The sequence below is a fragment of the Rhizobium leguminosarum bv. viciae USDA 2370 genome (genome assembly GCF_002008365.1).
In the GTDB taxonomy this organism is placed as follows: domain Bacteria; phylum Pseudomonadota; class Alphaproteobacteria; order Rhizobiales; family Rhizobiaceae; genus Rhizobium; species Rhizobium leguminosarum.
This window is the reverse complement of record NZ_MRDL01000051.1, coordinates 557,923-582,681: the sequence shown is the minus strand read 5'-3', so window position 1 is coordinate 582,681 and position 24,759 is coordinate 557,923. Positions and strand designations below refer to the sequence as shown.

27 protein-coding genes and 1 pseudogene are annotated in these 24,759 nt (G+C 61.4%); 22 read left to right on the top strand and 6 right to left on the bottom strand.

Features of this window, described 5'->3' with window-relative positions:
• The first annotated feature begins 45 nt into the window (after window positions 1-45).
• The 4 genes from rpe to purB all read left to right on the top strand — a co-directional run bounded on the left by rpe (window position 46) and on the right by purB (window position 3,344).
• Window positions 46-723, top strand: coding sequence for a ribulose-phosphate 3-epimerase (gene rpe, locus BS629_RS29580; protein WP_018242183.1), 678 nt, complete (start codon window positions 46-48; stop codon window positions 721-723).
• Window positions 720-1,445 (top strand): DUF2259 domain-containing protein, encoded by a 726-nt coding sequence (locus BS629_RS29575; RefSeq protein ID WP_018242184.1) that lies wholly within the window; start codon window positions 720-722, stop codon window positions 1,443-1,445. Before rpe ends, BS629_RS29575 begins: the two co-directional genes overlap by 4 nt.
• Before the next feature lie 32 nt (window positions 1,446-1,477).
• Window positions 1,478-1,963, top strand: coding sequence for a hypothetical protein (locus tag BS629_RS29570; RefSeq protein WP_026188408.1), 486 nt, complete (start codon window positions 1,478-1,480; stop codon window positions 1,961-1,963).
• Between the two features lie 73 nt (window positions 1,964-2,036).
• On the top strand, window positions 2,037-3,344 hold the full coding sequence (gene purB, locus BS629_RS29565; RefSeq protein WP_018242186.1) for an adenylosuccinate lyase: 1,308 nt from the start codon (window positions 2,037-2,039) through the stop codon (window positions 3,342-3,344).
• Between the two features lie 52 nt (window positions 3,345-3,396).
• On the opposite strand, the gene BS629_RS29560 is transcribed toward purB, so the two are convergent.
• The gene (locus BS629_RS29560; RefSeq protein ID WP_018242187.1) at window positions 3,397-3,876 is read right to left on the bottom strand and encodes a low affinity iron permease family protein; all 480 of its coding nucleotides are present in this window, start codon (window positions 3,874-3,876) and stop codon (window positions 3,397-3,399) included.
• A gap of 121 nt (window positions 3,877-3,997) precedes the next feature.
• Entirely contained in the window at window positions 3,998-4,804 is an 807-nt protein-coding gene (locus BS629_RS29555; protein WP_026188409.1) for a DUF2189 domain-containing protein, read from the bottom strand.
• Between the two features lie 175 nt (window positions 4,805-4,979).
• Here BS629_RS29555 and BS629_RS29550 point away from each other — a divergent pair, with 175 nt between their 5' ends.
• From BS629_RS29550 to BS629_RS29520, 7 genes are all read left to right on the top strand, one after another.
• Complete coding sequence (locus tag BS629_RS29550; RefSeq protein WP_018242189.1) at window positions 4,980-5,534, top strand: RBBP9/YdeN family alpha/beta hydrolase; 555 nt, start codon at window positions 4,980-4,982, stop codon at window positions 5,532-5,534.
• A 96-nt stretch (window positions 5,535-5,630) separates the two neighbouring features.
• The gene (locus tag BS629_RS29545) at window positions 5,631-7,928 is read left to right on the top strand and encodes a putative bifunctional diguanylate cyclase/phosphodiesterase (RefSeq protein ID WP_018242190.1); all 2,298 of its coding nucleotides are present in this window, start codon (window positions 5,631-5,633) and stop codon (window positions 7,926-7,928) included.
• A 250-nt stretch (window positions 7,929-8,178) separates the two neighbouring features.
• The gene (gene purC / locus BS629_RS29540; RefSeq protein ID WP_018242191.1) at window positions 8,179-8,943 is read left to right on the top strand and encodes a phosphoribosylaminoimidazolesuccinocarboxamide synthase; all 765 of its coding nucleotides are present in this window, start codon (window positions 8,179-8,181) and stop codon (window positions 8,941-8,943) included.
• 15 nt (window positions 8,944-8,958) lie between these two features.
• Entirely contained in the window at window positions 8,959-9,201 is a 243-nt protein-coding gene (purS, locus tag BS629_RS29535; RefSeq protein WP_018072257.1) for a phosphoribosylformylglycinamidine synthase subunit PurS, read from the top strand.
• A gap of 44 nt (window positions 9,202-9,245) precedes the next feature.
• Complete coding sequence (locus BS629_RS29530; RefSeq protein WP_018242192.1) at window positions 9,246-9,800, top strand: RNA 2'-phosphotransferase; 555 nt, start codon at window positions 9,246-9,248, stop codon at window positions 9,798-9,800.
• Window positions 9,797-10,468 (top strand): phosphoribosylformylglycinamidine synthase subunit PurQ, encoded by a 672-nt coding sequence (gene purQ / locus BS629_RS29525; protein ID WP_018242193.1) that lies wholly within the window; start codon window positions 9,797-9,799, stop codon window positions 10,466-10,468. Before BS629_RS29530 ends, purQ begins: the two co-directional genes overlap by 4 nt.
• An 88-nt stretch (window positions 10,469-10,556) precedes the next feature.
• The gene (locus BS629_RS29520) at window positions 10,557-10,949 is read left to right on the top strand and encodes a hypothetical protein (protein ID WP_018242194.1); all 393 of its coding nucleotides are present in this window, start codon (window positions 10,557-10,559) and stop codon (window positions 10,947-10,949) included.
• Window positions 10,950-10,992: 43 nt separating this feature from the next.
• Here BS629_RS29520 and BS629_RS29515 read toward each other — a convergent pair whose 3' ends face one another.
• On the bottom strand, window positions 10,993-11,250 hold the full coding sequence (locus tag BS629_RS29515) for a DUF1127 domain-containing protein (protein ID WP_018242195.1): 258 nt from the start codon (window positions 11,248-11,250) through the stop codon (window positions 10,993-10,995).
• A gap of 81 nt (window positions 11,251-11,331) precedes the next feature.
• Between BS629_RS29515 and BS629_RS29510 the strand changes: the two genes are divergently transcribed.
• The 4 genes and pseudogenes from BS629_RS29510 to BS629_RS29495 all read left to right on the top strand — a co-directional run bounded on the left by BS629_RS29510 (window position 11,332) and on the right by BS629_RS29495 (window position 15,868).
• Window positions 11,332-12,750 carry an aminotransferase-like domain-containing protein gene (locus tag BS629_RS29510; protein WP_077988702.1) on the top strand — a complete coding sequence of 473 codons (1,419 nt, stop codon included), beginning with the start codon at window positions 11,332-11,334 and terminating at the stop codon, window positions 12,748-12,750.
• Between the two features lie 169 nt (window positions 12,751-12,919).
• A pseudogene (locus tag BS629_RS38660) lies at window positions 12,920-13,251 on the top strand (acyloxyacyl hydrolase); the annotation flags it as partial.
• A 132-nt stretch (window positions 13,252-13,383) separates the two neighbouring features.
• Window positions 13,384-15,615, top strand: coding sequence for a phosphoribosylformylglycinamidine synthase subunit PurL (gene purL, locus BS629_RS29500; protein ID WP_018242197.1), 2,232 nt, complete (start codon window positions 13,384-13,386; stop codon window positions 15,613-15,615).
• A gap of 19 nt (window positions 15,616-15,634) precedes the next feature.
• The gene (locus BS629_RS29495) at window positions 15,635-15,868 is read left to right on the top strand and encodes a BolA/IbaG family iron-sulfur metabolism protein (protein ID WP_003579540.1); all 234 of its coding nucleotides are present in this window, start codon (window positions 15,635-15,637) and stop codon (window positions 15,866-15,868) included.
• A gap of 34 nt (window positions 15,869-15,902) precedes the next feature.
• Here BS629_RS29495 and BS629_RS29490 read toward each other — a convergent pair whose 3' ends face one another.
• Window positions 15,903-17,126 carry a hypothetical protein gene (locus tag BS629_RS29490; protein ID WP_018242198.1) on the bottom strand — a complete coding sequence of 408 codons (1,224 nt, stop codon included), beginning with the start codon at window positions 17,124-17,126 and terminating at the stop codon, window positions 15,903-15,905.
• A 165-nt stretch (window positions 17,127-17,291) separates the two neighbouring features.
• On the opposite strand from BS629_RS29490, the gene BS629_RS29485 reads away from it, so the two are divergent.
• The 7 genes from BS629_RS29485 to BS629_RS29455 all read left to right on the top strand — a co-directional run bounded on the left by BS629_RS29485 (window position 17,292) and on the right by BS629_RS29455 (window position 23,025).
• Window positions 17,292-17,522: a hypothetical protein gene (locus BS629_RS29485; protein ID WP_018242199.1), complete on the top strand. Its 231-nt coding sequence runs from the start codon at window positions 17,292-17,294 to the stop codon at window positions 17,520-17,522.
• A 49-nt stretch (window positions 17,523-17,571) separates the two neighbouring features.
• Window positions 17,572-18,393 carry a c-type cytochrome gene (locus tag BS629_RS29480; protein WP_018242200.1) on the top strand — a complete coding sequence of 274 codons (822 nt, stop codon included), beginning with the start codon at window positions 17,572-17,574 and terminating at the stop codon, window positions 18,391-18,393.
• Window positions 18,394-18,538: 145 nt separating this feature from the next.
• Complete coding sequence (grxD, locus tag BS629_RS29475; RefSeq protein ID WP_018242201.1) at window positions 18,539-18,874, top strand: Grx4 family monothiol glutaredoxin; 336 nt, start codon at window positions 18,539-18,541, stop codon at window positions 18,872-18,874.
• Between the two features lie 137 nt (window positions 18,875-19,011).
• Window positions 19,012-20,217, top strand: a complete 1,206-nt coding sequence (locus BS629_RS29470) for a multidrug effflux MFS transporter (RefSeq protein ID WP_032980411.1) — start codon at window positions 19,012-19,014, stop codon at window positions 20,215-20,217.
• Window positions 20,218-20,254: 37 nt separating this feature from the next.
• Entirely contained in the window at window positions 20,255-21,535 is a 1,281-nt protein-coding gene (locus BS629_RS29465; protein WP_018242203.1) for a multidrug effflux MFS transporter, read from the top strand.
• 102 nt (window positions 21,536-21,637) lie between these two features.
• Window positions 21,638-22,477, top strand: coding sequence for an acyl-CoA thioester hydrolase/BAAT C-terminal domain-containing protein (locus BS629_RS29460; protein WP_018242204.1), 840 nt, complete (start codon window positions 21,638-21,640; stop codon window positions 22,475-22,477).
• Window positions 22,478-22,551: 74 nt separating this feature from the next.
• Window positions 22,552-23,025 (top strand): GNAT family N-acetyltransferase, encoded by a 474-nt coding sequence (locus tag BS629_RS29455; protein WP_018242205.1) that lies wholly within the window; start codon window positions 22,552-22,554, stop codon window positions 23,023-23,025.
• Between the two features lie 23 nt (window positions 23,026-23,048).
• Here the strand turns inward: BS629_RS29455 and BS629_RS29450 are convergent, their stop codons facing one another.
• Both BS629_RS29450 and BS629_RS29445 read right to left on the bottom strand, forming a co-directional pair.
• Window positions 23,049-23,873: an inositol monophosphatase family protein gene (locus BS629_RS29450; protein ID WP_018242206.1), complete on the bottom strand. Its 825-nt coding sequence runs from the start codon at window positions 23,871-23,873 to the stop codon at window positions 23,049-23,051.
• Between the two features lie 40 nt (window positions 23,874-23,913).
• A complete protein-coding gene (locus BS629_RS29445) occupies window positions 23,914-24,741 on the bottom strand; it encodes an inositol monophosphatase family protein (RefSeq protein ID WP_026188410.1) in 828 nt (275 codons plus the stop codon).
• Between the last annotated feature and the right edge of the window lie 18 nt (window positions 24,742-24,759).

The window sequence follows — 24,759 nt, the reverse complement described above, 5'->3', positions numbered from 1 at the left end:
TTCGGGCGCCGCGGTCAAATGGCGGCCCATACGGAGTAAGATTCGATGACGCTGCCCATTCGCATTGCCCCCTCGATCCTCGCAGCGGATTTCGCCAGGCTTGGCGAGGAGGTGCGCGACGTGACGGCCGCTGGCGCCGACTGGATCCATCTCGACGTCATGGACGGGCATTTCGTGCCGAACATCTCCTTCGGCCCCGATGTCATCAAGTCGCTGCGCTCCTATACATCAGCCACCTTCGACTGCCACCTGATGATCTCGCCGGTCGACGACTATCTCGAAGCCTTCGCCAAGGCCGGCTGCGACCGCATTACCGTCCATGCCGAAGCCGGACCGCATCTGCACCGCTCGCTGCAGACCGTCCGCAATCTCGGCAAGAAGGTCGGCGTGACGATCAATCCGGCGACATCGCTCAGCGCCATCGAGAACGTGCTCGACGATGTCGACCTCATCCTGATCATGTCGGTCAATCCCGGTTTCGGTGGACAGAAGTTCATTCCTGCGATGGCGGCAAAGATTGCCGCGGCGAAGTCACTGATTGGTGACCGGCCGATCGAACTCCAGGTCGACGGCGGCGTCACAGTGGAAACGGCGCCTGATATCGCCCGGGCAGGCGGCAACGTTCTCGTCGCCGGCTCGGCAATTTTCAAGGGCGATACGGTCGAGGATTATCGCCGGACTGTCGCCGATCTGCGTCAGGCAGCCGAAGGGGCACGAGCATGAAAAAACGTCTGATCATCGGCGGCATGCTTGCCGTCGCATTTGCCGGCCTGCCCGGCCTGTCACTTGCCGGCGACATCGCCAATATCCAGCCGATCGGCTTTTCCGCCGACGGCAAGGTTTTCGGATTCCAGGAGTTCGGCATCGAGCAGAGCGGCGGCGTCCCCTACTCCAACACTTACTTTGTCGATACCGACAGCGGCCAATATCTGGAGGGCACGCCCTTCCACACGGAGCTGACCGATAAGGACGCCAATCTTTCCAAGGCGCGGCGGCAGAACCTGACGGCGGCGCGCAGCCAGATGGACAAATACGATCTTCTGACCAATCCCGGCCTGATCGCCGCCTTCAATCCGCCGACCGAACTCGGCTCCCCTTCGAAGACGATCCGCTACACGACACTTGCGACCGACGGTCCGCCGAAATCGCCCTATACGCTCTCGCTCGGCGAGATGCCGGTACCGACGCCGAAGGATTGCGCTGCGGTCAACAAGCGGGTCATCGGCTTCAGCCTGCAAATGATCGAAAAGGAAGGCGCTCCGAACCGGCAGGCGGCGCGCCAGGCGACGGCGGTTCCGGCCGAGCGCGCATGTTCCGTCGAATACCGGATCGGCGGCGCTCTGGTCTACCAGCCCGAAACCGGAAACCAGGTCCATATCGCCCTCGTCCTGGCCTTCGATGCCGAACGGAACGGCCGCTGGATCGCCGTTCCGGTTCATCCCTGAGCACGGATCACCCGAGGACGGATCGCCCCAGGATGGATCGTCTAAGAGCTGCACGGCCACCCTACCCCGATCTGATCGCCGGCGCTTTGCTTTGGGGCATGCAGATGCTTGCCGCCGCCATGCTCGGCCTTTACTTGCGCAACGGCCTGCAGACGAGCCGCCTTGCCGAGGTCGCAGCACTCTATTTCGCCGGCGGTCTGTTCGCTTGGCCATTTGCCCTGCCGGTCGCCCGTTTCTTTGCTTATGGCAGGCCGCCGGAAGCGCGTTTTGCCGCTTTTTTCGTGACGCTGACAGCAGCAACGATCCTGATGACCGCCTTCCTCTTCGCCATGGAATACCGGGTCTTCTATTCGCGCTGGCATGCGCCCTTCGGCAGCGTCGTCTGGGCTTTCCAGTTCGTCTTCACCGGTGCCAGCGCCGTCTACCAGTTTCTGGTGATCGGCCTGCGCCTCTTTCTGCCGCTTGGCCTCGTCTGCCTTGTCGCAAGCAGCTATCATCTTGCCAAACGCATGCGTTGAGATTGCCGCCCGTCTTTGCTACAGGGGCGCTAACCTCAATAAAGCAAACCCCTTGAAGTGAAGGCAGCCGCCCATGATCCCGCGTTATTCCCGGCCCGAAATGGTCGCCATCTGGTCTCCCGAAACCAAGTTCCGCATCTGGTTCGAGATCGAGGCGCATGCTTGCGACGCGCTGGCCGAACTCGGCGTCATCCCAAAATCGGCGGCAAAGACGATCTGGGAGAAAGGCGGCGCCGCCACCTTCGACGTCGACCGCATCGATGAGATCGAGGCCGTGACCAAACATGACGTCATCGCCTTCCTCACCCATCTCGCCGAGATCGTCGGCCCGGATGCGCGCTTCGTCCACCAGGGCATGACCTCGTCCGACGTGCTCGACACCTGCTTCAACGTCCAGCTGGTGCGCGCCACCGACATCCTGATTGCCGATATCGACCGGCTGCTCGAAGCGCTGAAAAACCGCGCCTTCGAACACAAGGACACCGTCACTATCGGCCGATCGCATGGCATCCATGCCGAGCCCACCACCTTCGGCGTCAAGCTGGCGCTCGCCTATGCCGAATTCGAACGCTGCCGCCAGCGCCTCGTCGCCGCCCGCGAGGAAGTCGCGACTTGCGCCATATCAGGCGCCGTCGGCACCTTCGCCAATATCGATCCGCGCGTTGAGGAACATGTCGCCGAGGCGCTTGGCCTGAAGGCCGAGCCGGTCTCGACGCAAGTCATCCCGCGTGACCGCCACGCCATGTATTTCGCCACGCTTGGCGTCGTTGCCTCGTCGATCGAGCGGTTAGCGACCGAGATCCGCCACCTGCAGCGCACCGAGGTGCTGGAAGCCGAGGAATATTTCTCGCCTGGCCAGAAGGGCTCCTCGGCCATGCCGCACAAGCGCAACCCGGTTCTGACCGAAAACCTGACCGGCCTTGCCCGCATGGTCCGCTCTTACGCAATGCCAGCGATGGAAAACGTCGCCCTCTGGCACGAGCGCGATATCTCGCATTCCTCGGTCGAGCGCATGATTGGCCCAGATGCCACCGTGACGCTCGATTTCGCCCTGTCGCGGCTTGCCGGCGTCATCGAAAAGCTGCTCGTCTACCCTGAGAATATGGAGAAGAACCTCAACAAATTCCGCGGCCTCGTCCATTCGCAGCGCGTCCTACTGGCGCTGACCCAGGCCGGCACCTCCCGCGAGGATGCCTACCGCCTCGTCCAGCGCAACGCCATGAAAGTGTGGGAACAGGGCAAGGACTTCCTGGAAGAACTGCTTGCCGACGCCGAAGTCCGCGCTGCTCTGTCGGAAGAGGACATCCGCGAAAAATTCGACCTCGGCTATCACACCAAACATGTCGACACGATTTTCCGACGGGTGTTTGGCAACGCGTGAGCGGTTCGAGATCAACGATATGGCGGCGCCCTTGCAGGCGCCGTTTTTATGTCTAGCTTTTCTCAAGCGGCCGTTGTTTTTGCTTCGGTGCTTTGGCAGCCACAGGACGCTTGCGTGCCTCCGCCTTTTTCAACGGCGCCGCTTTCACTGTCTCCGCTGTCCGGCAAGCCTCCGTCTCGCCCCTGCCTTTGGCGGCCTTGGCGACCAGCTCGTCGAGACGTTTCAGCTCTTCCTCGTCGAGATTCTCGATACCGATGAAACGGTTCTCGGCATGGCTGGTCAGGATGATTTCATTGAGCTTGGCCTGGATCGCCCGCGTGTCGCGTGTCTGGGCGTTCTGCAGCACGAAAACCATCAGGAAGGTGATGATCGTCGTGCCGGTATTGATGACCAGCTGCCAGGTTTCCGAATAATCGAAGAAGGGGCCGAGTGCCGCCCAGATGACGACGGCGATCAGTGCCAGGATGAAGATGACGGGTTTGCCCGCCCATTCCGATACCTTTGTTGCGAAGTGGGCAAACAGATGCTTCATCGTCACATCCCTCGAAGTCTCCAGAGCATGATGTCGACGACATCATGCTCTGGCTAAACAAACTCCGAGGCAGGTTCGAGGTTCCCCAGGGATCCGAGATTCCCTGCTGAAAGGGCTGTGGTTACGCTGTGGTTTCCCGCGCAATCAGCTTGCGATAGAGATGCCAGGTCGCATGGCCGAGGATCGGGATAACCAGCGCAAGCCCGGCAAAGACCGGGATGGTGCCGATGACGAGGAGTGCTGCGACGATCAGGCCCCAGAGCAGCACCGGCACCGGATTGAGAATCGTCGCGCGGATTGACGCCGTGACGGCGGCTACCGCCCCGACATCGCGGTCGAGCAGCAGCGGAAAGGTGATGACGGTCATCGCCAGCACCACGAGCGCAAAGACGAAGCCGATGAGATTGCCCCAGATGATCAGCTGCATGCCCTCTGACGTGCCGAAGACCTGGCGGAAGAAATCCGCCATGCTGCGCGGAAAGACCTCGCCGAGCAGATTGCTGTAGAGCGTCTGTGCGGTCACCAGCCAGACGACGAAGAGGCCGCAGAGCATCAGCCCGACCGCCACAATCGACGGCAGTGCCGGCGAATGGCGCACATCGAGCGCATGCGTCCAGGACGCGTCGAGGCCGGCCTCGCGCCGGCGGCTGATTTCATAGAGGCCAATCGCAGCGATCGGGCCGATCAGCACGAAACCCGCCATAAGCGGGAAGACCATCGGCAAAAGGTTGGCGCCCGAGGTCCACAGCGTCAGGAAGACGCCGGCGATCGGATACATCAGGCACAGGAACACATAGTGGGACGGTTTCTCCATGAAATCCTCGTATCCGCGCTTCAGCGCGTCGAAGACGTCAGCTATACCGATGCGATTGACGACGGGCCGCGCCAAGCTTTCGCTAGCACCCGTCATGACATGAAATGCCGCCATGGTTTTCTCCTCCTCAGCCGAGACCTGATCGGCGGCGGACAGCATCGGCGGGCAAGCCGACACGAAATCCGCAACCGGCACTGGAGCAATATAGCAACTTTCAACGCCCGTGTCGCTCTCTCCCTTGGCACCCCCTCTTGACATCTTGGACCAGCTTTCTCACATCGGCGGCACTATGAAAGCCTCAGACGCAGATATCCTCATCATCCCCGGTTACACCAATTCCGGCCCGAGCCACTGGCAAAGCCGCTGGGAGGCAAAGCTCAGCACGGCGCGGCGCGTCGAACAGGCCGAATGGACGAAGCCGGTTCGCGAGGATTGGATCGCCCGCATCGCCGAGGAGGTGAACGCCTCGACCCGTCCGGTCGTCCTGGTCGCCCATTCGCTGGGCGTGCCCTCGGTGATCCACGCCATCCCGCATTTCCGCAACCGCGTGGCGGGCGCTTTCTTGGTCGCCCCGCCCGATGTGGCCAATCCCGACATCCGCCCAAAGCACCTGATGACTTTCGGTCCCTATCCGCGTGATCCGCTGCCCTTCCCGTCGATCACGGTCGCCAGCCGCAACGATCCGTTCGGCAGCTACGAGCATGCCGACGAGATTGCCAGCAGTTGGGGCTCCTTCCTCGTCGATGCCGGCGAGTCCGGTCATATCAATGCCGATTCCGGTCACGGTCCCTGGCCGGAAGGCACCATGGTCTTTGCCCAGTTCCTCGGCCGGCTCTCCACCTGATCGAGGAAAAGGCGCTATCCCGCTTGTTGAGCAAGTGCTTTCTAAGTCTTTCTTAATGGAATGACCGCAGACTGCGCCGAGGTGAGATAAGCGAGAATGCCCGTGAAGAAAGCCCATTCAGAGGCCGGTGATCCGCATGGCGATGCCGCAGCGGCTGAGGCAGGTATCGGCAATGGGGCGACCGACGATTGCGACCTGGCAGAGCGGGAAAGCCGCTGGAACCATGCGCTCGTCGGCTCGGGCCTTGGCGTATGGGATCACAACTACCGTCTCGACCGAAAATATTACTCGCAGACGTGGAAAACTATCCGCGGCATGGCGCCCGACGAGGAAGCCGCCGGCGATTACGATGCCTGGCTGCAACTGGTCCATCCCGATGATCGCGATTTCGTCGTCCATGCCATCGACCGGCAGAATGCCGGCGATCCCAATTATCAGATCTTCGAGTATCGCGAGCGCCATAAGGATGGCCACTGGGTCTGGATCGAGTGTCGCGGCGCCTGCGTGGAATGGGACGAGAGTGGCGTGCCGACGCGCATCGTCGGCACGGATACGGATATCACCGCCCGCAAGCAGGCCGAGGAGACGCTGTCGCGTTTGTCGCGCCGGCTCGATCTGGCGCTGGAGATTTCCCGCATCGGCGTCTTCGAGGCGGATATCGAGCATGATGTCGTCGAATGGGACGAGCGCCTCATTGCCATTTACGGCCTGCAGGGCGCCTCGCGGCAGATCGGCAGCGACGCCTGGGCGAAAAGCCTGCATCCCGACGACCGCGAGCGCGTGCTTGGCTTGTCCGACCGTAGCGTCGAAAGCGGCAGTGATTTCCAGCAGGAATACCGCATCATTCGCGGCGACGGCGTCGAACGCGTCATCCGTGCCCGCTCGGCCTTCTTCATCGACGGCAACGGCCACCGCAAGCTTATCGGCGCCAACTGGGACGTCACCGAGGAAGTCGCGCTCCGCAACGAGCTGCAGCGCGCCAAGGATCTGGCCGAGGCGCGCAACCGCGAGCTCGAAGCCGCCAAGGAGAGCATCGAGCACCTGGCGCTGCACGATTATCTCACCGGCCTGCCGAACCGCCGCTATCTCGACAAGATGCTGGGCGAGCGTTCGGCCGAATGCCGGGCAAAGGGCCTGGCGCTGGCGATCCTGCATATCGATCTCGACCGCTTCAAGCAGATCAACGACACGCTTGGCCACCGGGCTGGCGACGCCATGCTCCAGCATGCCGCAAGCGTGCTGAGAAATTCCGTCCGCGCCACCGATTTCGTCGCCCGCATTGGCGGCGATGAATTCGTCATCCTCTGCGCCGTCGATCCCGCGTCGAAGAAGATCGCCGGCCTTGCCGAACGTGTTATCCGCGAATTGCGCAAACCCGTCAGATATGAGGGTCACGATTGCCGTTTCGGCGCCAGCATCGGCATCGCCATCGATAGCGGATCGACGCTCGACGCCAAGCAGATGCTGCTCGACGCCGATATCGCGCTTTATCGGGCCAAGGGCCTGGGCCGCAACCGCTTCGAATTCTTCTCGGCCTCTGCCCGCCGCGACATCATCTCCGCCAAGCACCTCGCCGACGAGATCCTGATCGGCCTCGAGCGCAATGAATTCGTGCCCTTCTATCAGCTGCAGTTCGATGCCCGCACACTCGATGTCGCAGGCATTGAAACGCTTGCCCGCTGGCAGCACCCGGTGCACGGGCTGCTGACGCCCGACCGCTTCCTCGATATCGCCGAGGATCTCGACGTCGTCTCGACCATCGACGCCCTGATCCTGGAGCGAGCGCTGGCCGACCGCAGCGTCTGGATCAAGGACGGGCTGCCGATCCCGAAGATATCGGTCAACGTCTCCGCCAGGCGGCTCGCCGACCCCGATCTCGGCAAGAAGCTTCGCGCCCTGAAGATCGAGCCCGGCACCATCTCCTTCGAGCTGCTGGAATCGATCTCGCTCGACGATTGCGACGAGGCGGTGGCCGCCAACCTGAAAAAGCTGCGCAAGCTCGGCATCGACATCCAGATCGACGATTTCGGCACCGGCCATGCCTCGATCGTCAGCCTGCTGCGCCTGAGCCCGAAGACGCTGAAGATCGACCGCGAACTGATCCGCATGCTGCCGCAATCGTCCGAGCAGCGCAAACTGGTCGGCTCGATCATCGATATCGGCCGTTCGCTGAACATCCTCGTCATCGCCGAGGGCGTCGAGACGGTGGATCATATCCGCATTCTCGAAGAACTCGACTGTGACACACTGCAGGGCTACGCGCTCGCCCGGCCGATGCCGGCCATGCAGATCCCCTCCTTCATCCGCGCCGGAAGCTGGCGCCACGGGCAAATCGCCGCTCGCGCCCTGCAGACGCAACTTCGTCGCGCGCTGCGAAGCAGAGCCGCCAAATAAAAACCTGCATAAGCGGCCCGCCATTTTGCCTTCATTCCACCGTAGAGGAAAAGGCGCTACACTTGTCTTGCGAATTCATTCGATTCTCTTTGCGGTATTCCGTAAAATTGGAAACCAGGGCCGCGAAATCCGGAAACCAGGGAAGGAGCGACAGGCGGATTGTGAAACCCTCTCTTTTCCTTTAAGGGGACGCCACGAGATCGATCCACTCGCGCTATCCCAAGAGCGCCAACAACAGAGAATGACCACGATGAACCGTCGCCGCCGTATTTACGAGGGCAAGGCAAAGATTCTGTATGAAGGCCCGGAACCGGGCACTTTGATCCAGTTCTTCAAGGACGATGCCACTGCCTTCAACAAGAAGAAACACGAAGTCATCGATGGCAAGGGCGTCCTCAACAACCGCATTTCCGAGTATATCTTCAGCCATCTGAACAAGATCGGCATCCCCACTCATTTCATCCGCCGGCTCAACATGCGCGAGCAGTTGATCAAGGAAGTAGAGATGATCCCGCTTGAGATCGTCGTGCGCAATGTCGCGGCCGGTTCTCTCGCCAAGCGCCTCGGCATCGACGAGGGCGTCGTGCTGCCGCGCTCGATCATCGAATTCTATTACAAGTCCGACGCGCTCGACGATCCGATGGTCTCCGAAGAGCACATCACTGCCTTCGGCTGGGCAAATCCCGCCGAACTCGATGACATCATGGCGCTTGCCATCCGCGTCAACGACTTCATGACCGGCCTCTTCCTCGGCGTCGGAATCCAGCTCGTCGATTTCAAGATCGAATGCGGCCGCCTCTTCGAAGGCGATATGATGCGCATCATCCTTGCAGACGAAATCTCGCCGGACAGCTGCCGGCTCTGGGATATCGAAACCCACGAGAAGATGGACAAGGACCGCTTCCGCCGTGACCTCGGCGGGTTGCTCGAAGCCTATTCCGAAGTTGCGCGCCGTCTCGGCATCATCAATGAAAACGAGCCCGTGCGCGGCACCGGCCCGGTTCTCGTCAAGTAAGGCAGGAAAGACAAAGTGATCAAGGCTCGTGTCACCGTCACGCTGAAAAACGGCGTTCTCGATCCGCAGGGCAAGGCTATCGAGGGTGCGCTTGGCGCCCTCGGCTTCTCGGGCGTCGGCCATATAAGACAGGGCAAGGTCTTCGACCTGGAGCTGGAAGGCGCCGACAAGGGCAAGGCCGAGGCCGACCTCAAGGCCATGTGCGAAAAACTGCTCGCCAACACGGTGATCGAGAACTACGCAATCGCGATCGACTGATGATCACAGACCCGTCGTCTGGCGGACTTTGAGGATTTGGCGTCATGATGAAAGCAAAGCTGGAGACGGAAGTCTCGAAATATATGAGCTATGTTTTGCGTCATGCGCCGGAATCTTCGGGCTTGACGCTTGATAGCGAGGGTTGGGTGGCGTTCGACGAACTCGAAAAAGCGTTGTCGTCGAAATACGACGTTTCCCGCGCCGAGATCATCGAGATTGTCGAAAACAATCCAAGGAAGCGCTTCTCGCTCGCCGATAATAGAATTCGCGCAAACCAAGGTCATAGTGTCGACGTCGATCTCGCATTGAACCAGCTCGAGCCGCCTGCCGCTCTTTTTCACGGCACGTCTCTGACGAACTGGCAGTCGATCGAGCGCGAAGGCTTGAAGAAGATGCAACGGCACCACGTTCATCTGTCAGCAGATGTCGAAACGGCGAAAATCGTCGCAATGCGCCGCAAGGGTGAACATCTCATCCTATGCGTAGACGCGGCCCGCATGTTTTCAGAGGGTCATTCTTTCTTTGTCTCCGACAATGGAGTATGGCTCGCCGAAAGCGTTCCAGTTCAATATCTTTCGCGAAACGCAGGGACCCCATGAAATCAGCCGTCGTTCAACTTCCGGGCCTCAACCGCGACCGCGACATGATCGCCGCCTTGACCAAGATCTCCGGCCAGCCACCGGTGACGATCTGGCAGACGGAAACCGAGATCCCCGATGTCGATCTGATCGTCATTCCCGGCGGCTTTTCCTATGGCGATTATCTGCGCTGCGGTGCGATCGCCGCCCGCATGCCGGTCATGCAGGCAATCATCGACAAGGCTGCGAAGGGTGTGAAGGTGCTCGGCGTCTGCAATGGCTTCCAGATCCTCGTCGAGGCCGGCCTGCTGCCCGGCGCGCTGATGCGCAATTCCTCGCTGAAATTCGTCTGCCGCGAGATCAAGCTGGAAATCGTCAATGCCGAGACGGATTTCACCCGCGCCTATGCGCAGGGTCAGGTCATCCGCTGCCCGGTCGCCCATCATGACGGCAATTATTTCGCTGACGAAGCGACGCTGGCTGCGATCGAAGGCAATGGCCAGGTGGTCTTCCGTTATGCCGAGGGCACCAATCCGAATGGCTCGATCAACGATATCGCCGCCGTTATGAATGAAAAGGGCAACGTGCTCGGCATGATGCCGCATCCCGAGAACCTGATCGAGGCCGCCCATGGCGGTTCGGACGGCCGCGGCCTCTTTGCCTCGGCGCTCGACGTCATCGCCGCCTGAGCCCTGCACGTCGCCCAAAAACCGCGCAGCGGTCTTGGGCAACGGCATGCACCCGAAAATCCTTCCGTCCGGATCTGGAGCAAGATTAATGCGCCCTCGCCTCGCAAACGCCGCCCTGTTGACCGCTCTCGCAGCCATGGTGACAGCCTGCCAGACGCCGGCGCCGACGACAGGCCCGAACCGCGCCGCACTGCCGACGATGGAACGCGTGGCGCTCGGCGCCAATGCCTGCTGGTTCAAATCGGGCGATCCGGCTTTTGCTGCTTATAAGCTGGCGCCGGAGCTCAACTCCTTCTCCGGCCGTCCACGCATCCTGCTTGTCCACAAGGGCAGCCCGGAAAGCCGGCCGCTACTGGTCGTTCAGGCCGAGGGAAGCCCGTCGCGCCTGCAGGCCTTCGGGCCGATGATGCAGGAGCCGGTCGCCGGCCGCATCACCACCGACGTCAATCGCTGGTCGGCGGGCAACAAGGCCTGCAGCTGATCGCCCAATCGGCCCTGAAAGAATGATCTGCTCGAAAGCAAGATCAGTCCCAGAAAAACGACTTGCCGACTTCGCGCGCGGCTTCGGACTGTGACACTCCGATATCCTTGAGCTCGGTCGCCGTCAGGCCCCTCAGAGCGCGCCGGCCTTCCCGCTTCTGATGCCAGAGAAGAATGGCAGCCCAGATTCGGCCCAAACGCGTCGTCGCCTCGGCGGGCGCGACGGGAAGGACAATCTGTCTCCTGTCTTCATAAGAGACAATCGGTACAATCGGCATTTTGATCTCAGGCAAGGCAGACATTCCAGGAATCCTCTCGGCGTGCCGTTGGAATTGACTCATACGCTTGACCGATACAATGTGCCAATATATACAATTGTCACCATGACAAATTGGCTTCCCGATATTTCCCGCGGTTCCGGGCCGGTCTATCTCCGGCTTGCCGACAGCATCGAATCCGCCATATCAAGCGGCGCCCTGCCCGCTGGCAGCAAACTGCCGCCGCAGCGCAACCTCGCCTATGATATCGGCGTGACGATCGGCACGATCGGCCGCGCCTATGCGCTGGTGCATGAGCGGGGTCTGGTCGCCGGCGAAGTGGGGCGCGGCACCTATGTGCTGAACCGCTCGGAGACGGCGCCCGGCGAACAGATCGATCCGCTGACCGTCTCGCTCGGCGGTACCCGCGTCCAGGATGCGCCGGCGAACAAGATCCGCTTCGACACGACAGCCGCGCCCGATCTCGGCCAGGGCAAGATCATAGCAGGCATTCTCGCCGAGATCGGCGAACAGCATCTTTCTGAAATCTCCTCTTATTCCCGCAGTTTCCCGCGCAACTGGTTCGAGGCCGGTCGCCTCTGGCTTGCCCGCAGCGGCTGGACGCCGGAGGTCGAAACCATCGTGCCGACGCTCGGCGCCCATGCGGCGGCGATATCAGTTATCGCCGCCGTTTCTGCGCCGGGCGACAAGATCGTCTTCGAAGATCTCACCTACACGCAGGTCAGCCGCAGCGCCCGCCTGCTCGGCCGCCGCACACTCACGGTCGATTCCGATGAGCTCGGCGTGATCCCCGAGGATTTCGAGCGGCTCTGCCAGCAGCAGCATCCGAAGATCGCCTTCCTGATGCCGACCGTCCACAATCCGACGCTGGCGATCATGCCCTATGAGCGGCGCGCTGATATCGCCGCAATCGCCAGGAAACACAGTGTCTGGCTGATCGAGGACGACCTCTACGGCGGCATGGCCGACGACGATACGCCGCTGCTCGCCTCGATTGCGCCCGATCGCACCTTCCTCGTCAACGGCCTGTCGAAATCGGTCGCCGCCGGCGTGCGCGGCGGCTGGGTCGCCTGCCCGCCGCATTTTGCCCAGCGCATCAAGGTGACGCATAGGATGATTACCGGCGGCCTGCCCTTCATCCTGGCCGAGACTTGCGCGCGCCTCGTCGAAAGCGGCATGGCGCACGAGATCCGCAAGGCAAGTGTTGAGGAACTTTCACGGCGCGTCCGTCTCGCCCGCGAGCAGCTGCAGGGCTTCGATTTCGAATCGCACGTACACGCGCCCTTCCTCTGGCTGAAACTGCCGGAGCCCTGGATGTCCGGCACATTCAAAAATGCCGCCTTCCGCGACGGCGTGCTCGTCGACGATGAGGACGAGTTCAAGTCGGCGCGCGGAGAGAGACCCTATCATCGCGTTCGCATCGGTTTTTCCTCGCCGAAGACGGGGCAGGAACTGATCTCGGGCTTGATGATCCTGCGCCGGCTGCTGGAAAATGGCGGCTCCGCCTATGACGGCGAAATATGACGTGTTGCAATTACACGTCATAATTTGGAAAAAACGCCGGAGCCTATTCGGAGCGCTTCACCGACTCAACCTCCATATTACCTCCTTGTTGTTCCCGTCTGACGCGAATCAAAGGACAGCAAATGAGGTCGACTTCGGAAAGATCCCGTTGCGTTTTTTGGGTATGGCACCTCGTGTGCATCTCGGCACCTCGATCGGCACGTCAGGCGAGGCCAGCCAGTTCTTCACCGGCTTCACCTGGACGGTCGATTTGAACGAGAAGCTTTTTTTGCCGAAGCCGGCTTCGGCGGCGTCATTCATACCGGCGATCTCGAGGGCGATGGTGACTGCCCGGAACTCGGCTGTCGCGTCCACTTCCACGAATATCTGGGCGCCGGCTATCGTTTCAACGCCCACTGGAACATCATGGCCCAGATCGCCCACTCCTCGCATGCCAATCTCTGCGATGGGCCGAACGACGGCATGACACGCGCCGGTCTGCAGATCGGCTACAAATTCTAGGCAGTGACCGCATTTCATCGTCAGGAAGAAGTTGACCGCCCGCTGTTGACGGCGGGCATTTTCCTGTCGCGCGCCGTCCCTACATAGGCTAAAGAGCGGAAAACGCGCAACGGCAGGGACTTTCGAGAGCTCATGACCATTCCAAACACCATCCCGATCACGCCGGAACTCATCGCGGGTCATGGCCTGAAGCCCGACGAATACCAGCGTATTCTGGATCTGATCGGCCGCGAACCGACCTTCACCGAGCTCGGCATCTTCTCGGCCATGTGGAACGAGCACTGCTCCTACAAATCCTCGAAGAAATGGTTGCGCACGCTGCCGACCAAGGGGCCGCGCGTCATCCAGGGCCCGGGTGAAAATGCCGGCGTGGTCGACATCGATGACGGCGATTGCGTCGTCTTCAAGATGGAGAGCCACAACCACCCCTCCTATATCGAGCCTTATCAAGGTGCTGCGACCGGCGTCGGTGGCATCCTGCGCGACGTCTTCACCATGGGTGCGCGCCCGATTGCCGCGATGAACGCCCTGCGCTTCGGCGAGCCGGATCATCCGAAGACCCGCCATCTCGTCTCCGGCGTCGTCTCCGGCGTCGGCGGCTACGGTAATTCCTTCGGCGTGCCGACGGTCGGCGGCGAAGTCGAATTCGACGCCCGCTACAACGGCAACATCCTCGTCAACGCCTTTGCTGCCGGTATTGCGAAGTCCAACGCCATCTTCCTGTCCGAAGCCAAGGGCGTTGGTCTTCCAGTCGTCTATCTCGGCGCCAAGACCGGGCGCGACGGCGTCGGTGGCGCGACGATGGCATCGGCCGAATTCGACGAATCGATCGAGGAGAAGCGCCCGACCGTTCAGGTCGGCGACCCCTTCACCGAGAAGTGCCTGCTGGAAGCCTGCCTCGAGCTGATGAAGACCGGCGCCGTCATCGCCATCCAGGATATGGGTGCAGCCGGCCTCACCTGCTCGGCCGTCGAAATGGGCGCCAAGGGCGATCTCGGCATCCTGCTCGAGCTCGACAAGGTGCCGGTGCGCGAAGAGAGAATGACGGCCTACGAAATGATGCTGTCGGAAAGCCAGGAGCGCATGCTCATGGTGCTGCAGCCGGAAAAGGAAGAGGAAGCCAAGGCGATCTTCGTCAAGTGGGGCCTCGATTTCGCCATCGTCGGCAAGACGACCGACGATCTGCGCTTCCGCGTCATGCATCAGGGCGAGGAAGTCGCCAACCTGCCGATCAAGGATCTCGGCGACCAGGCGCCGGAATATGACCGCCCCTGGCGCGAATCCGGCAAGCATGGCCCCCTGCCGGCAAATCTCGTCGCCGCACCCGAGGATTATGGCCAGGCGCTGCTTCAGCTCGTCGGTTCCGCCAACCAGTCGAGCCGCCGCTGGGTCTATGAGCAATACGATACGCTGATCCAGGGCAATTCGCTGCAGCTTCCGGGCGGCGATGCCGGCGTCGTGCGCGTCGACGGCCATCCCTCCAAGGCGCTCGCCTTCTCTTCCGACGTCACCCCGCGTTATGTCGAGGCAGACCCCTTCGAAGGCGGCAAGCAGGCGGTCGCCGAATGCTGGCGCAACATCACCGCGACAGGCGCCGAACCGCTCGCCGCCACCGACAACCTCAATTTCGGCAATCCCGAAAAGCCCGAGATCATGGGCCAGTTCGTTCAGGCGGTGAAGGGCATCGGCGAGGCCTGCCGCGCGCTCGACTTCCCGATCGTCTCCGGCAACGTCTCGCTCTACAACGAGACCAACGGCGTCGCCATCCTGCCGACCCCGACGATCGCAGGCGTCGGCCTGCTGCCGGACTGGCGCAAAATGGCTCGCATCGGCGCTGCCAACGACGGCGATAAGGTCATCATGATCGGCGTCGACGGCAGCCATCTCGGCCAGTCCGTCTATCTCCGCGATGTGCTTTCCAGCCGCGAGGGTCCGGCGCCGGAGGTGGATCTGTTTGCCGAGCGCCGCAACGGCGATTTCGTTCGCTCCGTGATCCGCAACGGTCAGGCGACCGCCTGCCACGACATCTCCTCGGGCGGACTTGCCGTGGCGCTCGCCGAAATGGCGATGGCCTCGGGCAAAGGCCTGACGATTGATCTGAGCGAAGGCAAGGGTGCGCCGCATGCGCTGCTCTTCGGCGAGGATCAGGCGCGCTACGTCCTGACGTTGCCTGCCGATGTCGCCGATTTCGTCTGCGTCAATGCAGAAGGTGGCGGCGTTCCCTTCCGCCGTCTCGGCACGGTCGGGGGAACGGCGCTCATCGTCGGCGATCTCATCTCGCTGCCGATTCAGCAATTGCGCGATGCCCATGAATCGTGGTTCCCTGATTTCATGGAAGGCCGCGGCGAACTTGCTGCGGAATGATGCGCAAGGAGTAACGATCATGGCCATGAAACCCGGCGATATCGAAGACATGATCAAGGCTGGGATTCCCGGTGCCAAGGTGACGATCCGCGATCTGGCGGGCGACGGCGATCACTACGCCGCCGAAGTCGTCGCCGAAGCCTTCCGCGGCAAGAGCCGCGTGCAACAGCACCAGATGGTCTACGAGGCGCTGAAGGGCAATATGGGCGGCATACTGCACGCGCTGGCGTTGCAGACCTCCGCGCCGGAATAGAGCCCGACGCGATCCCGATGACGATGCCCGGCCCTCAGCCGGGCATTCTCTTTTCGTCGGGATTGGCAAAGACCGAGGCCGGCATCGGCCCAGATGTCAGCAGCGTGAAGTCGAAGGGTGCCTGCAGATCAGGCCCAAGCACATATTGCCGGTGGACGCGTAGCTGGTCCTTGCGGATCTTGCGGTAGTGCTCGCGCGTCAGCATCTGCTTGACGCGGATCAGGATCATTTTCGCCTGAGGCGCATCCGTATGGCCGGAGACGGCAACGACCGGTACCTTGTAGAAATTGATCGAATCCGTCAGGCACTGCACATCGAGCCAGGAAATGTCGGGACAGCGGGCGATCAGCCCGACGCGGGCGCGAAGCAGTGTTGCCGATGACATGAGCGCGCATTGCAGGATGGCGCTGCCGAGTGTGGCAAACACCACACGCTTGCCCTTGAAGATCTCCGGCTCCCTTTCCAGCAATATGCCGATGACATGGGCGGCGACGCTCGATCCCATGCTGTGCGAGGAGATCACATATTCGTCCGCCTGTTCGTCAAGCGCCTTGCGCACGGCAGTGGCCCGGCCTTCCAGCCAGTCGTTGAAATCTGTCCGGTCCATGCGGCCGAGCGCCACGGCCATTGCCCAATCGGCGAACAGATGCAGCGTATGGAAGCGTTCGGAAAACGGCAGGAAGGCGAAGATGAAGAAACAAAGCGCCAGCGGTCCGCTCCAGAGCATGTGCCACGGCGAAAAGCCGAGACCATAGGGCAGGATGGCAATCTGCGCCGTCAGTGCGATCGCCAGCGCCGTCAGCAGGAACGGGAAGAGGAAGAACAGGCCGAAGCGCCAGGCGTGGCGGAAATATCCGCGCATGCCGCCTTCGAGCATGATCTCGGCGCAGCTCCGGAAGCCTGCCATGATCTGGCTCAGCGTGTTTCCGCCGCGCAGCCTGATTACCAGCGTATCGTGATCGACCATGTGGATCCGGCTCTTCGTCTGCCAGCCGTGGGAACCGGTCCCTTCCCCGGTCGCCGCCTTGTCGGCTGCCACCGGCGCTGCCGCGGGCGCCGCTTTGGCTGCCCGTTCGCCCGTCGTGACCACGAAACTGAGGGGATCACTTCCCGCCTCCGGCGCGCCCGTTTCAAGCGAATAGCCCCAGACGGCGGCACTCTGCCTGGCCGAACGCTCGTAGCGCGCCCTGTGGGCAACGCCGTCGAGCGGCTCGAAGCCCGTGAAATGCAGGACGACCCGCTTCTCGATCAGTTTCATTCCACTCTTCCGGCCGGGCAAATGGCCGGCATGTTGCTGCGATCCGGCTGCTGCGCCGCTGATAGGGGCAAAAAAGCAGCTATGGTCTCGAAGCCGTCTTGCTAACCGAACTCTTCCGGAATTCAATAGCATCCATGTCGTTTCCATCACGAACGGAGGGGGTTTGTGGTCGACCTAGTCAAAGAATTGATATCAGGCGTCGTCGACAGCGTGCTGAAGGAGATCCTGAAAAAAACCACCGGCCGCGCCACGACGAAGCGCAGGAGGCGTAAGACACGCCCCGCCGCGACGACGAAGGTTGCGCGCAAGACGACCTCGGCCAAGCCTAAGCCCGCCCGCAAACAGGTCAGCAAGCGCCGCACCGCCGCTGGCCGCAGCCGTCAGCGACGCAGCTGATATCTTTCGAGCAAAAGCTGCATCTTCGGGACACTGGGGGACTGAACCGATGAAACGCATTCTGAAAATCACTCTCGCGGCCGTCGTCGCGATCTGTCTCATCGCCGTCGCCGGCGTCTACGCCCTGTCGGAGATGCGCCTTTCCAGGACCTATGACGTTGCGGTTGCCGATTTCACCGTCAAGACGACGCTGCCTGCCGAGGAAGCCGAACGTCGTGCCCGCACGCTGATGTGCGGCGGCTGTCATCACGATGCCGGCAACGTGCTCATCGACGAGCCGGGCATCGGCCGCATCGTCGCGCCGAACCTGACCCGCTTCGTGCCCATGTACAGCGATGCTGAACTCGTGCGCCTCATCCGCCATGGCGTCAAGAAGGACGGTACCGGCGCCTTCATCATGCCGGCAAGCAACTTCGCCAATATCACCGATGACGATATGGCGGCGATCATTGCGTGGATGCGCAGTTTGAAGCAGCTTCCCGATGCTGTGGCCGGAACGACGCAATGGGGACCGCTCGGGCGAATCGGCCTGGCGCTCGACAAGATCCCCTTCGAGGCCGATCTGGTGCCTGCCGTCGTCTCCCCTGCCGCGACGCGTCCGACCGATATCGGCGAATACGCCTTCAGGACCGATTGCAGCCACTGTCATAATCTCGATACGGCAAAGCAGTCGGAAGCCTTCCTGGCGCCGGCGCTTAAGCCCCTGGCGCAATCCTATTCAGCTGCCGATTTCAAGACGCTGCTGCGCACCGGCAAGGGCGTCGGCGGCCGGGATCTCGGCGTGATGACACAGGTTTCCCAATGGGATTTCAGCCATTTCACCGATGTCGAAATCGAACAGATTCAGACCTATCTCGCCATTCGACCGTAACGCGACGGCAACAACCCCGGCAACGGCCTGCGCGAACTGGTCTTTTTTTGGTTCGGGCGGCTGGAATTCCTGCCGTCGCATGCTATCTAAAGGCAACGATTGAAACGGTGGGCCTTTAACCCGCCTGTTGAAAGGAGTAGATCCCATGAGCGGCATTCACGAATTCATCGGCAACGAAATCAAGACCAACGACGTCGTCCTCTTCATGAAGGGCACGCCGCAGTTTCCGCAGTGCGGTTTCTCCGGTCAGGTCGTGCAGATTCTTGATTACATCGGTGTCGACTACAAGAGCGTCAACGTGCTCGCCGATTCGGAAATCCGCCAGGGCATCAAGGAATATTCCAACTGGCCGACAATCCCGCAGCTTTACATAAAAGGCGAGTTCGTCGGCGGCTGTGACATCGTCCGGGAAATGTTCCAGGCTGGTGAGCTGCAGCAGCATCTTCAGGAAAATGGCATCACCGTTCGCGGCGCCGCCTGACCGGTCACCGGACGTCCGCCCGGTTTCCAAATCTGTTTCTTGAGTTCGAGGCGCTGCGGCCAGCAGCGCCTTGACCTGTTTATGGGAATTTCATTGTGACAGATTCATCACAAGCCGTGTCCGCGGGCCGCCTGCCCATGGGCAAGCGTGAATTCATCGCGCTCGCAGCCTTCCTGATGGCCGTCAACTCGCTGGCGATCGACATCATGCTTCCGGCCCTGCAGCAGATCGGCGCGAGCCTCGGCGTCGAGAGTGAGAATCACCGGCAGTTCGTCGTCTCCACCTATCTGCTCGGCTTTGGCTGCGCCCAGCTGTTCTACGGCCCGCTCTCCGATCGCTTCGGCCGCCGCACGCCGCTTCTGGTCGGTCTCGTCATCTATATCGTTTCCGCCATCGGCATCGTCTTCGTCCCCACCTTCGCCGGCTTGCTGATGCTGCGTTTCATCCAGGGTGTCGGCTCAGCCGCAACCCGCGTCATCACTGTGTCCATCGTTCGCGATATCTATGGCGGCCGGCAGATGGCCGAGGTCATGTCGCTGATCATGATGGTCTTCATGATCGTGCCGGTCATTGCGCCCGGCACTGGCCAGATCGTCATGTTTTTCGGCAACTGGCACCTGATCTTCCTTTTCATCGCCACCATGGCGACTGGCATCACCGTCTGGGCCTATCTCCGTCTGCCGGAAACCCTGCATCCGCAGAATGTCCGCCCATTTACCGCCCGCTCGATCTTCGGCGCCTTCAAGCTGGTGCTGACCAATCGCGTCGCGCTCTGTTACACCATTGCCAGCACCTTTATCTTCGGCGCGCTGTTCGGCTTCATCAATTCGGCCCAGCAGGTCTATGTCGGCATCTACGATCTCGGCGTCTATTTCCCCTTCGCATTCGCCGGTGTGGCGATCTTCATGTCGCTGTCGTCCTTCTTCAATTCGCGCTTCGTCGGTAAGCTCGGCATGCGCCGCCTGTCGCACGGCTCGCTCATCGGCTTCATCGCCATCAACACCATCTGGCTGATCGTCCAGATGGCCAGCACCGAGCCGATGCCCTTCGCTCTGTTCATCTCCTTCTTCGGCCTTGCCATGTTCCAGTTCGGTTGGATCGGCTCGAACTTCAATTCGCTCGCCATGGAGCCCCTTGGCCACGTCGCCGGCACCGCCTCTTCCGTCCTCGGCTTCATGAGCACGGTCGGCGGCGCCATCATCGGCGCCGGCATCGGCCAGGCCTTCGACGGCACGGCGCTGCCGATGGTTGCCGGTTATTTCACCGTGTCGATCATCGGGCTCGTCTTCGTGCTGATCGCCGAGAAGGGTCGCCTCTTCCAATCGCAGAACCCCGCCGTCTGAACGGCCGCCCTCCTCCGCATCCGGGATTTCCAATCACATGACGCCGCCGCATAAACCGCACCAGGAAAACCAGGGCTCTCGCCGCATCGGCATGGGCTTTGGCGAATTCATCGTCACCATCGCCATCATGACCGCCAGCATCGCCATGGCGATCGACAGCATGCTGCCGGCATTGCCCAATATCGGCCATTCCCTCGGCGTCACCAATACCAACGACGCCCAGCTCATCATCGGCGTGTTCTTCTTAGGCTTCGGTGTCTCGCAGATCTTCTTCGGCAGCCTTTCGGATACGTTCGGCCGCCGCAACATCCTGCTCGGCGGCTTGGGTTGCTACATTGTCGGAATGTTTGCCGCAGCAGCAACCGGCAGCTTCGAAATGCTGCTGGTCATGCGCTTCGTTCAGGGCGTGGGCGGAGCGGCGGTGCGCATCACCACCATGGCCATCGTCCGCGACTGCTTCGGCGGCCGTGAAATGGCCCGCGTGATGTCCTATGTCATGATCGTCTTCATGATCGTGCCGATCGTTGCCCCTTCCGTTGGCCAACTCATCATCCTCTATGCCAACTGGCATTGGATCTTCATCCTGCTCGGTATCATCGCCACCATCCTGTTCGTCTGGGCTCTTCTGCGGCTGAAGGAATCGCTGCCACCGGAAGAGCGGCTGCCGCTGTCGGTCAGCTCTGTCTTGGAGGGCTTCAAGACCGTGCTCACCAACCGCATCACCTGCGGTTACATGATCGGCCTCACCATGTTCACCGGCGTCATCAGCGCCTATGTGATCTCGGTGCAGCAGGTCTTCGGCGAGGTCTATGGCCTTGGCGACTGGCTGCCGATCGCCTTTGCGGCCACCGCAGGCGGCATCGCCGTCGCCAATTTCGCCAACGGCTTCTTCGTGCGCAAATTCGGCATGCGCCGCATCTCGCACGCCGCCCTGCTGATCTTCACGGCCCTGTCAGCCGCCGGCTTTTTCCTCTCACTGGCCGGCAAGCCGGATTTCGCCGTCGCCTACGGCATCTTCACCATCGTGCTGATGATGTTTGCCGTGATCGCCACCAATTTCACCGCCATCAGCCTCGAGCCGATGGGCAATCTCGCCGGCACGGCGACCGCCATCACCGGCTTCGTCTCGACGACGGCCGGCGCCATTCTCGGTGGCTTGGTTGGCCAGATGTTCAACGGCACGGTGCAGCCGCTCTTTGGCGGCTTCGCCCTCTTCGGTGCGGTCACCATCGCAGCAACCCTCTGGGCTGAGAACGGTAAGCTCTTCACCCATCCGGGAGACAGCCCGCAGCTCGATCCGGGTGCTGCCCACTTCTGAAATAGGAAATATGCCGGAGCGATTGATCGCCGGCGGCATTGCATTAGTTGGCAACTCGGCACGTTCCTAAATCTGGATGCCCCTGGAAGAAGGAGCCTAGTTTTGGATGCAGGATATCAACGTCTCCCCCCGCCATTGCAGGGCGAGATATTTCAAGTCAAACCAGATACTGGCACCGGCGTGGTGGTGCTCGGCGGCTCCAGTGGCCGGGTGGATGTGGCACGTGCCAGGCTGTTTGCCAGCCAAGGGGCAACGGTCATCGCGCTTCGCTGGTTCGGCGGCGAAGGCCAGGCGCCAAGCATTTGCGAGGTGCCGCTGGAAACCTTCTTCGCTGCTACTGATTATTTGATCGAACTCGGTTGCAAACGCATCGTCCTGGTGGGGACATCGAAAGGCGCCGAAGCTGCGCTGCTCACGGCGGTATACGATCCGCGCATCAGCGCGGTCGTCGCGATGAGCCCTTCGTCAGTCGTGTGGGGAAATATTGGTCCAGGGCTTGATGGCATTAGCTGGCCGGAACGCTCGTCGTGGACATTGCGAGGCACACCGCTTCCCTTTGTTTCGTCGGACCCAGAATGGGTGCGAGAATACAGAGACGAGCTGGTCTCCTATCGAGGCCTGTTCGAAAGATGCCTTCAGGTGCACGAGTCTGAGATCGAAGCAGCGGCTATCCCTTTGGAGAGAACGAATGCCGAAATTCTGCTCGTAGCAGGATGCGATGACGCGCTCTGGCCATCAGACAAATTTGCCGCGTCACTTGTTCGGCGGCGCGCAGCTTCGGGCTTACTCACCCAGCTTGTGTTGGGAGAAGATGCGGGCCATCGCATTCTGCTGCCGGGCGAAACCACCCCCCGATCATCGCTGCGCGCTCATGGTGGAAGTGACGAGGCCGACGCCAAATTGGGACGACCCGCATGGGAACATATTCTTGAGATGCTGTAGCGTGAGCGCTGCAGCGATTTGATCGATGGTTCAATCCATCGGATTGGCGCAGCATTGCGCGAAAGGCGCTCTCGATGGACGACCGAATTCTGATCAGGCCTTACGCGCCAGGCGACGTGGACGCGACGATTGAAATTTTTCTGAGCGCCATACGAGAGGTCGCGTCGAAAGACTACTCACCCGCTCAGATCCAGGCTTGGGCAAAGGTGGAAGATCGCGGACTATGGGCAGAGCGAAGGACAAGCAGGCCTGCCTGGATCGCAGAATTTGACGGACAGCCTGCCGGGTTTTCCGACCTGACCGGCGACGGATGCCTGGACATGATGTTTGTGCACCCCGAGTTTCAGGGGCTTGGAATAGCAAGCCGGCTATTGAGCAGGGTCGAAGACGAAGCCCTGAAGCTGGGGTTTAGCCGAATCTATATCGAAGCCAGCCGAACGGCCCGACCGTTTTTTGAGCGCAAAGGGTTCCGCGTCATAACGAAGCAAATCGTCGAGAAGCGTGGGCAAGGCCTGGAAAACTTTCTCATGGAAAAGCTCTACCAGTAATATGCGGCAGGTCGAGCGATTGTTCAGACCGTGAAAACCTCGCGCCGCAGCACCTCCCACGAGGCCTTGTCGGGGGTAATCAGCAACCCGCCATCGAGATGATGCGGCAGATAGGGCGAGCCGTCGAAGCGCGCCGCATAGGCGCCTGCCTCCTGCGAGATCAGCGTGCCGGCAAGGTGATCCCAGGGCATCAGCTTGTTGTACATGAGGTAATGCACATGGCCGCCGGCAAAGGTGCGGTATTCGTGGGCCGCACAGCGGTAATTGGTGAGGAAGCGCACCTTTGCGAGATTGCCGAGCACTTCGGCGCGTTTCTCCTTCGGCAGGTAGCCGGTCGAGGCCATGCCGACCATATGCTCCAGTCCCACGGGCGCTGCGACCGAGAGCCGCTCGGCGCCGCCTTCCGGCCGCCGCAGCCAGGCGCCGCCGCCCTTTTCCGCCATCACCCAGTCGTCGCCCATCGGATCGTAGATGATACCGGCAACCGTCTCGCCGCCGGAGATGACGGACGCCATGACGCCGAAGGCCGGGATACCGGCGGCAAAATTGAACGTGCCGTCGACCGGATCGACGACGATCACAAGATCGGCATGTTCGAGGCTGCCGAGCAAATCAGGATCGGCCGCGACCGATTCTTCGCCAAGGAACAGCGCGCCCGGCCAGAGCCGCTGAGCTTCCGCCTTGATCATCCGCTCGGCCTGCTCATCGGCCTCGGTGACGAGATCGGTCGCCTCGCTCTTGGCCCGCACATCGTCCTGACCGAGCCGGCGGAAGCGTGGCAGGATCTCTGCCTTCGCCGCGCGGCGCAGCAGATCGGCCAGAACGCTCACGTCAACAGTCGAAGTCATGTCAAATCCTCACGCTTAGGTCTCTTCGGAGAACCTTGAATCAGATGCCGACGATCTCGCGCCGGATGAGCTGCCAGCTCTCCCGGTCGGGCGCAGAGATGATGCCACCCGTCGTCTCGCCGGGGCGATAGGGCGTACCGTCGAATTTCGCCGTATGGCCACCGGCCTCCTGATGCGCGAGCACGCCGGCCAGGTGATCCCAGGGCATCAGCTTCGCATGGCCGATGAAATGCATCTTGCCGGAGGCGACCATCCAGTATTCGTAGGCCGAGCAGTTGAAGGCGAAGGTCATCCGGATCTTTGCCATGTTGGCGCAGATACGCGCGCGATCCGGTTCGTCCATGTGGCTCCATGACAGGCCACCGACCATCTGGTTCAGGCTAGCAGGCTCAGCGACCTTCAGCTTTGTCGACTGCCCGTCCCGACGCGTCAGAAAGGCGCCTGCGCCCCTGATCGCGGTCACTGTATCGCCGAGAACGGGATCGTGAATGATGCCGGCGACCGTCTCGCCCTTGATCGTCACCGCCAGCATCGTCCCGAAAACGGGAAGCCCGGCGGCGAAATTGAACGTCCCGTCGACAGGGTCGATGACGAAGGCGAGCTCCGCATCGGCAAGGGCCGGCACGACCGACCGGTCGGCATCATAAGCCTCCTCGCCGACGACGAGTGCTGCGGGAAAGCGCTCTCTTAGCGCCGCGGTGATCCGGTGTTCGGCAAGCACGTCCGCCTGCGTCACCAGATCAATTGCCGAAGTCTTTTCCGAAACATCGGCAGCGCCGAGATTGCGGAAACGCGGCATGATCTCGGCTCGCGCGGCCTCCCTGACGCAATCGCCGAGAAAGAGAATATCCTGGTCTGAAATAGTCATGCGAAATCCTGCCTTCAT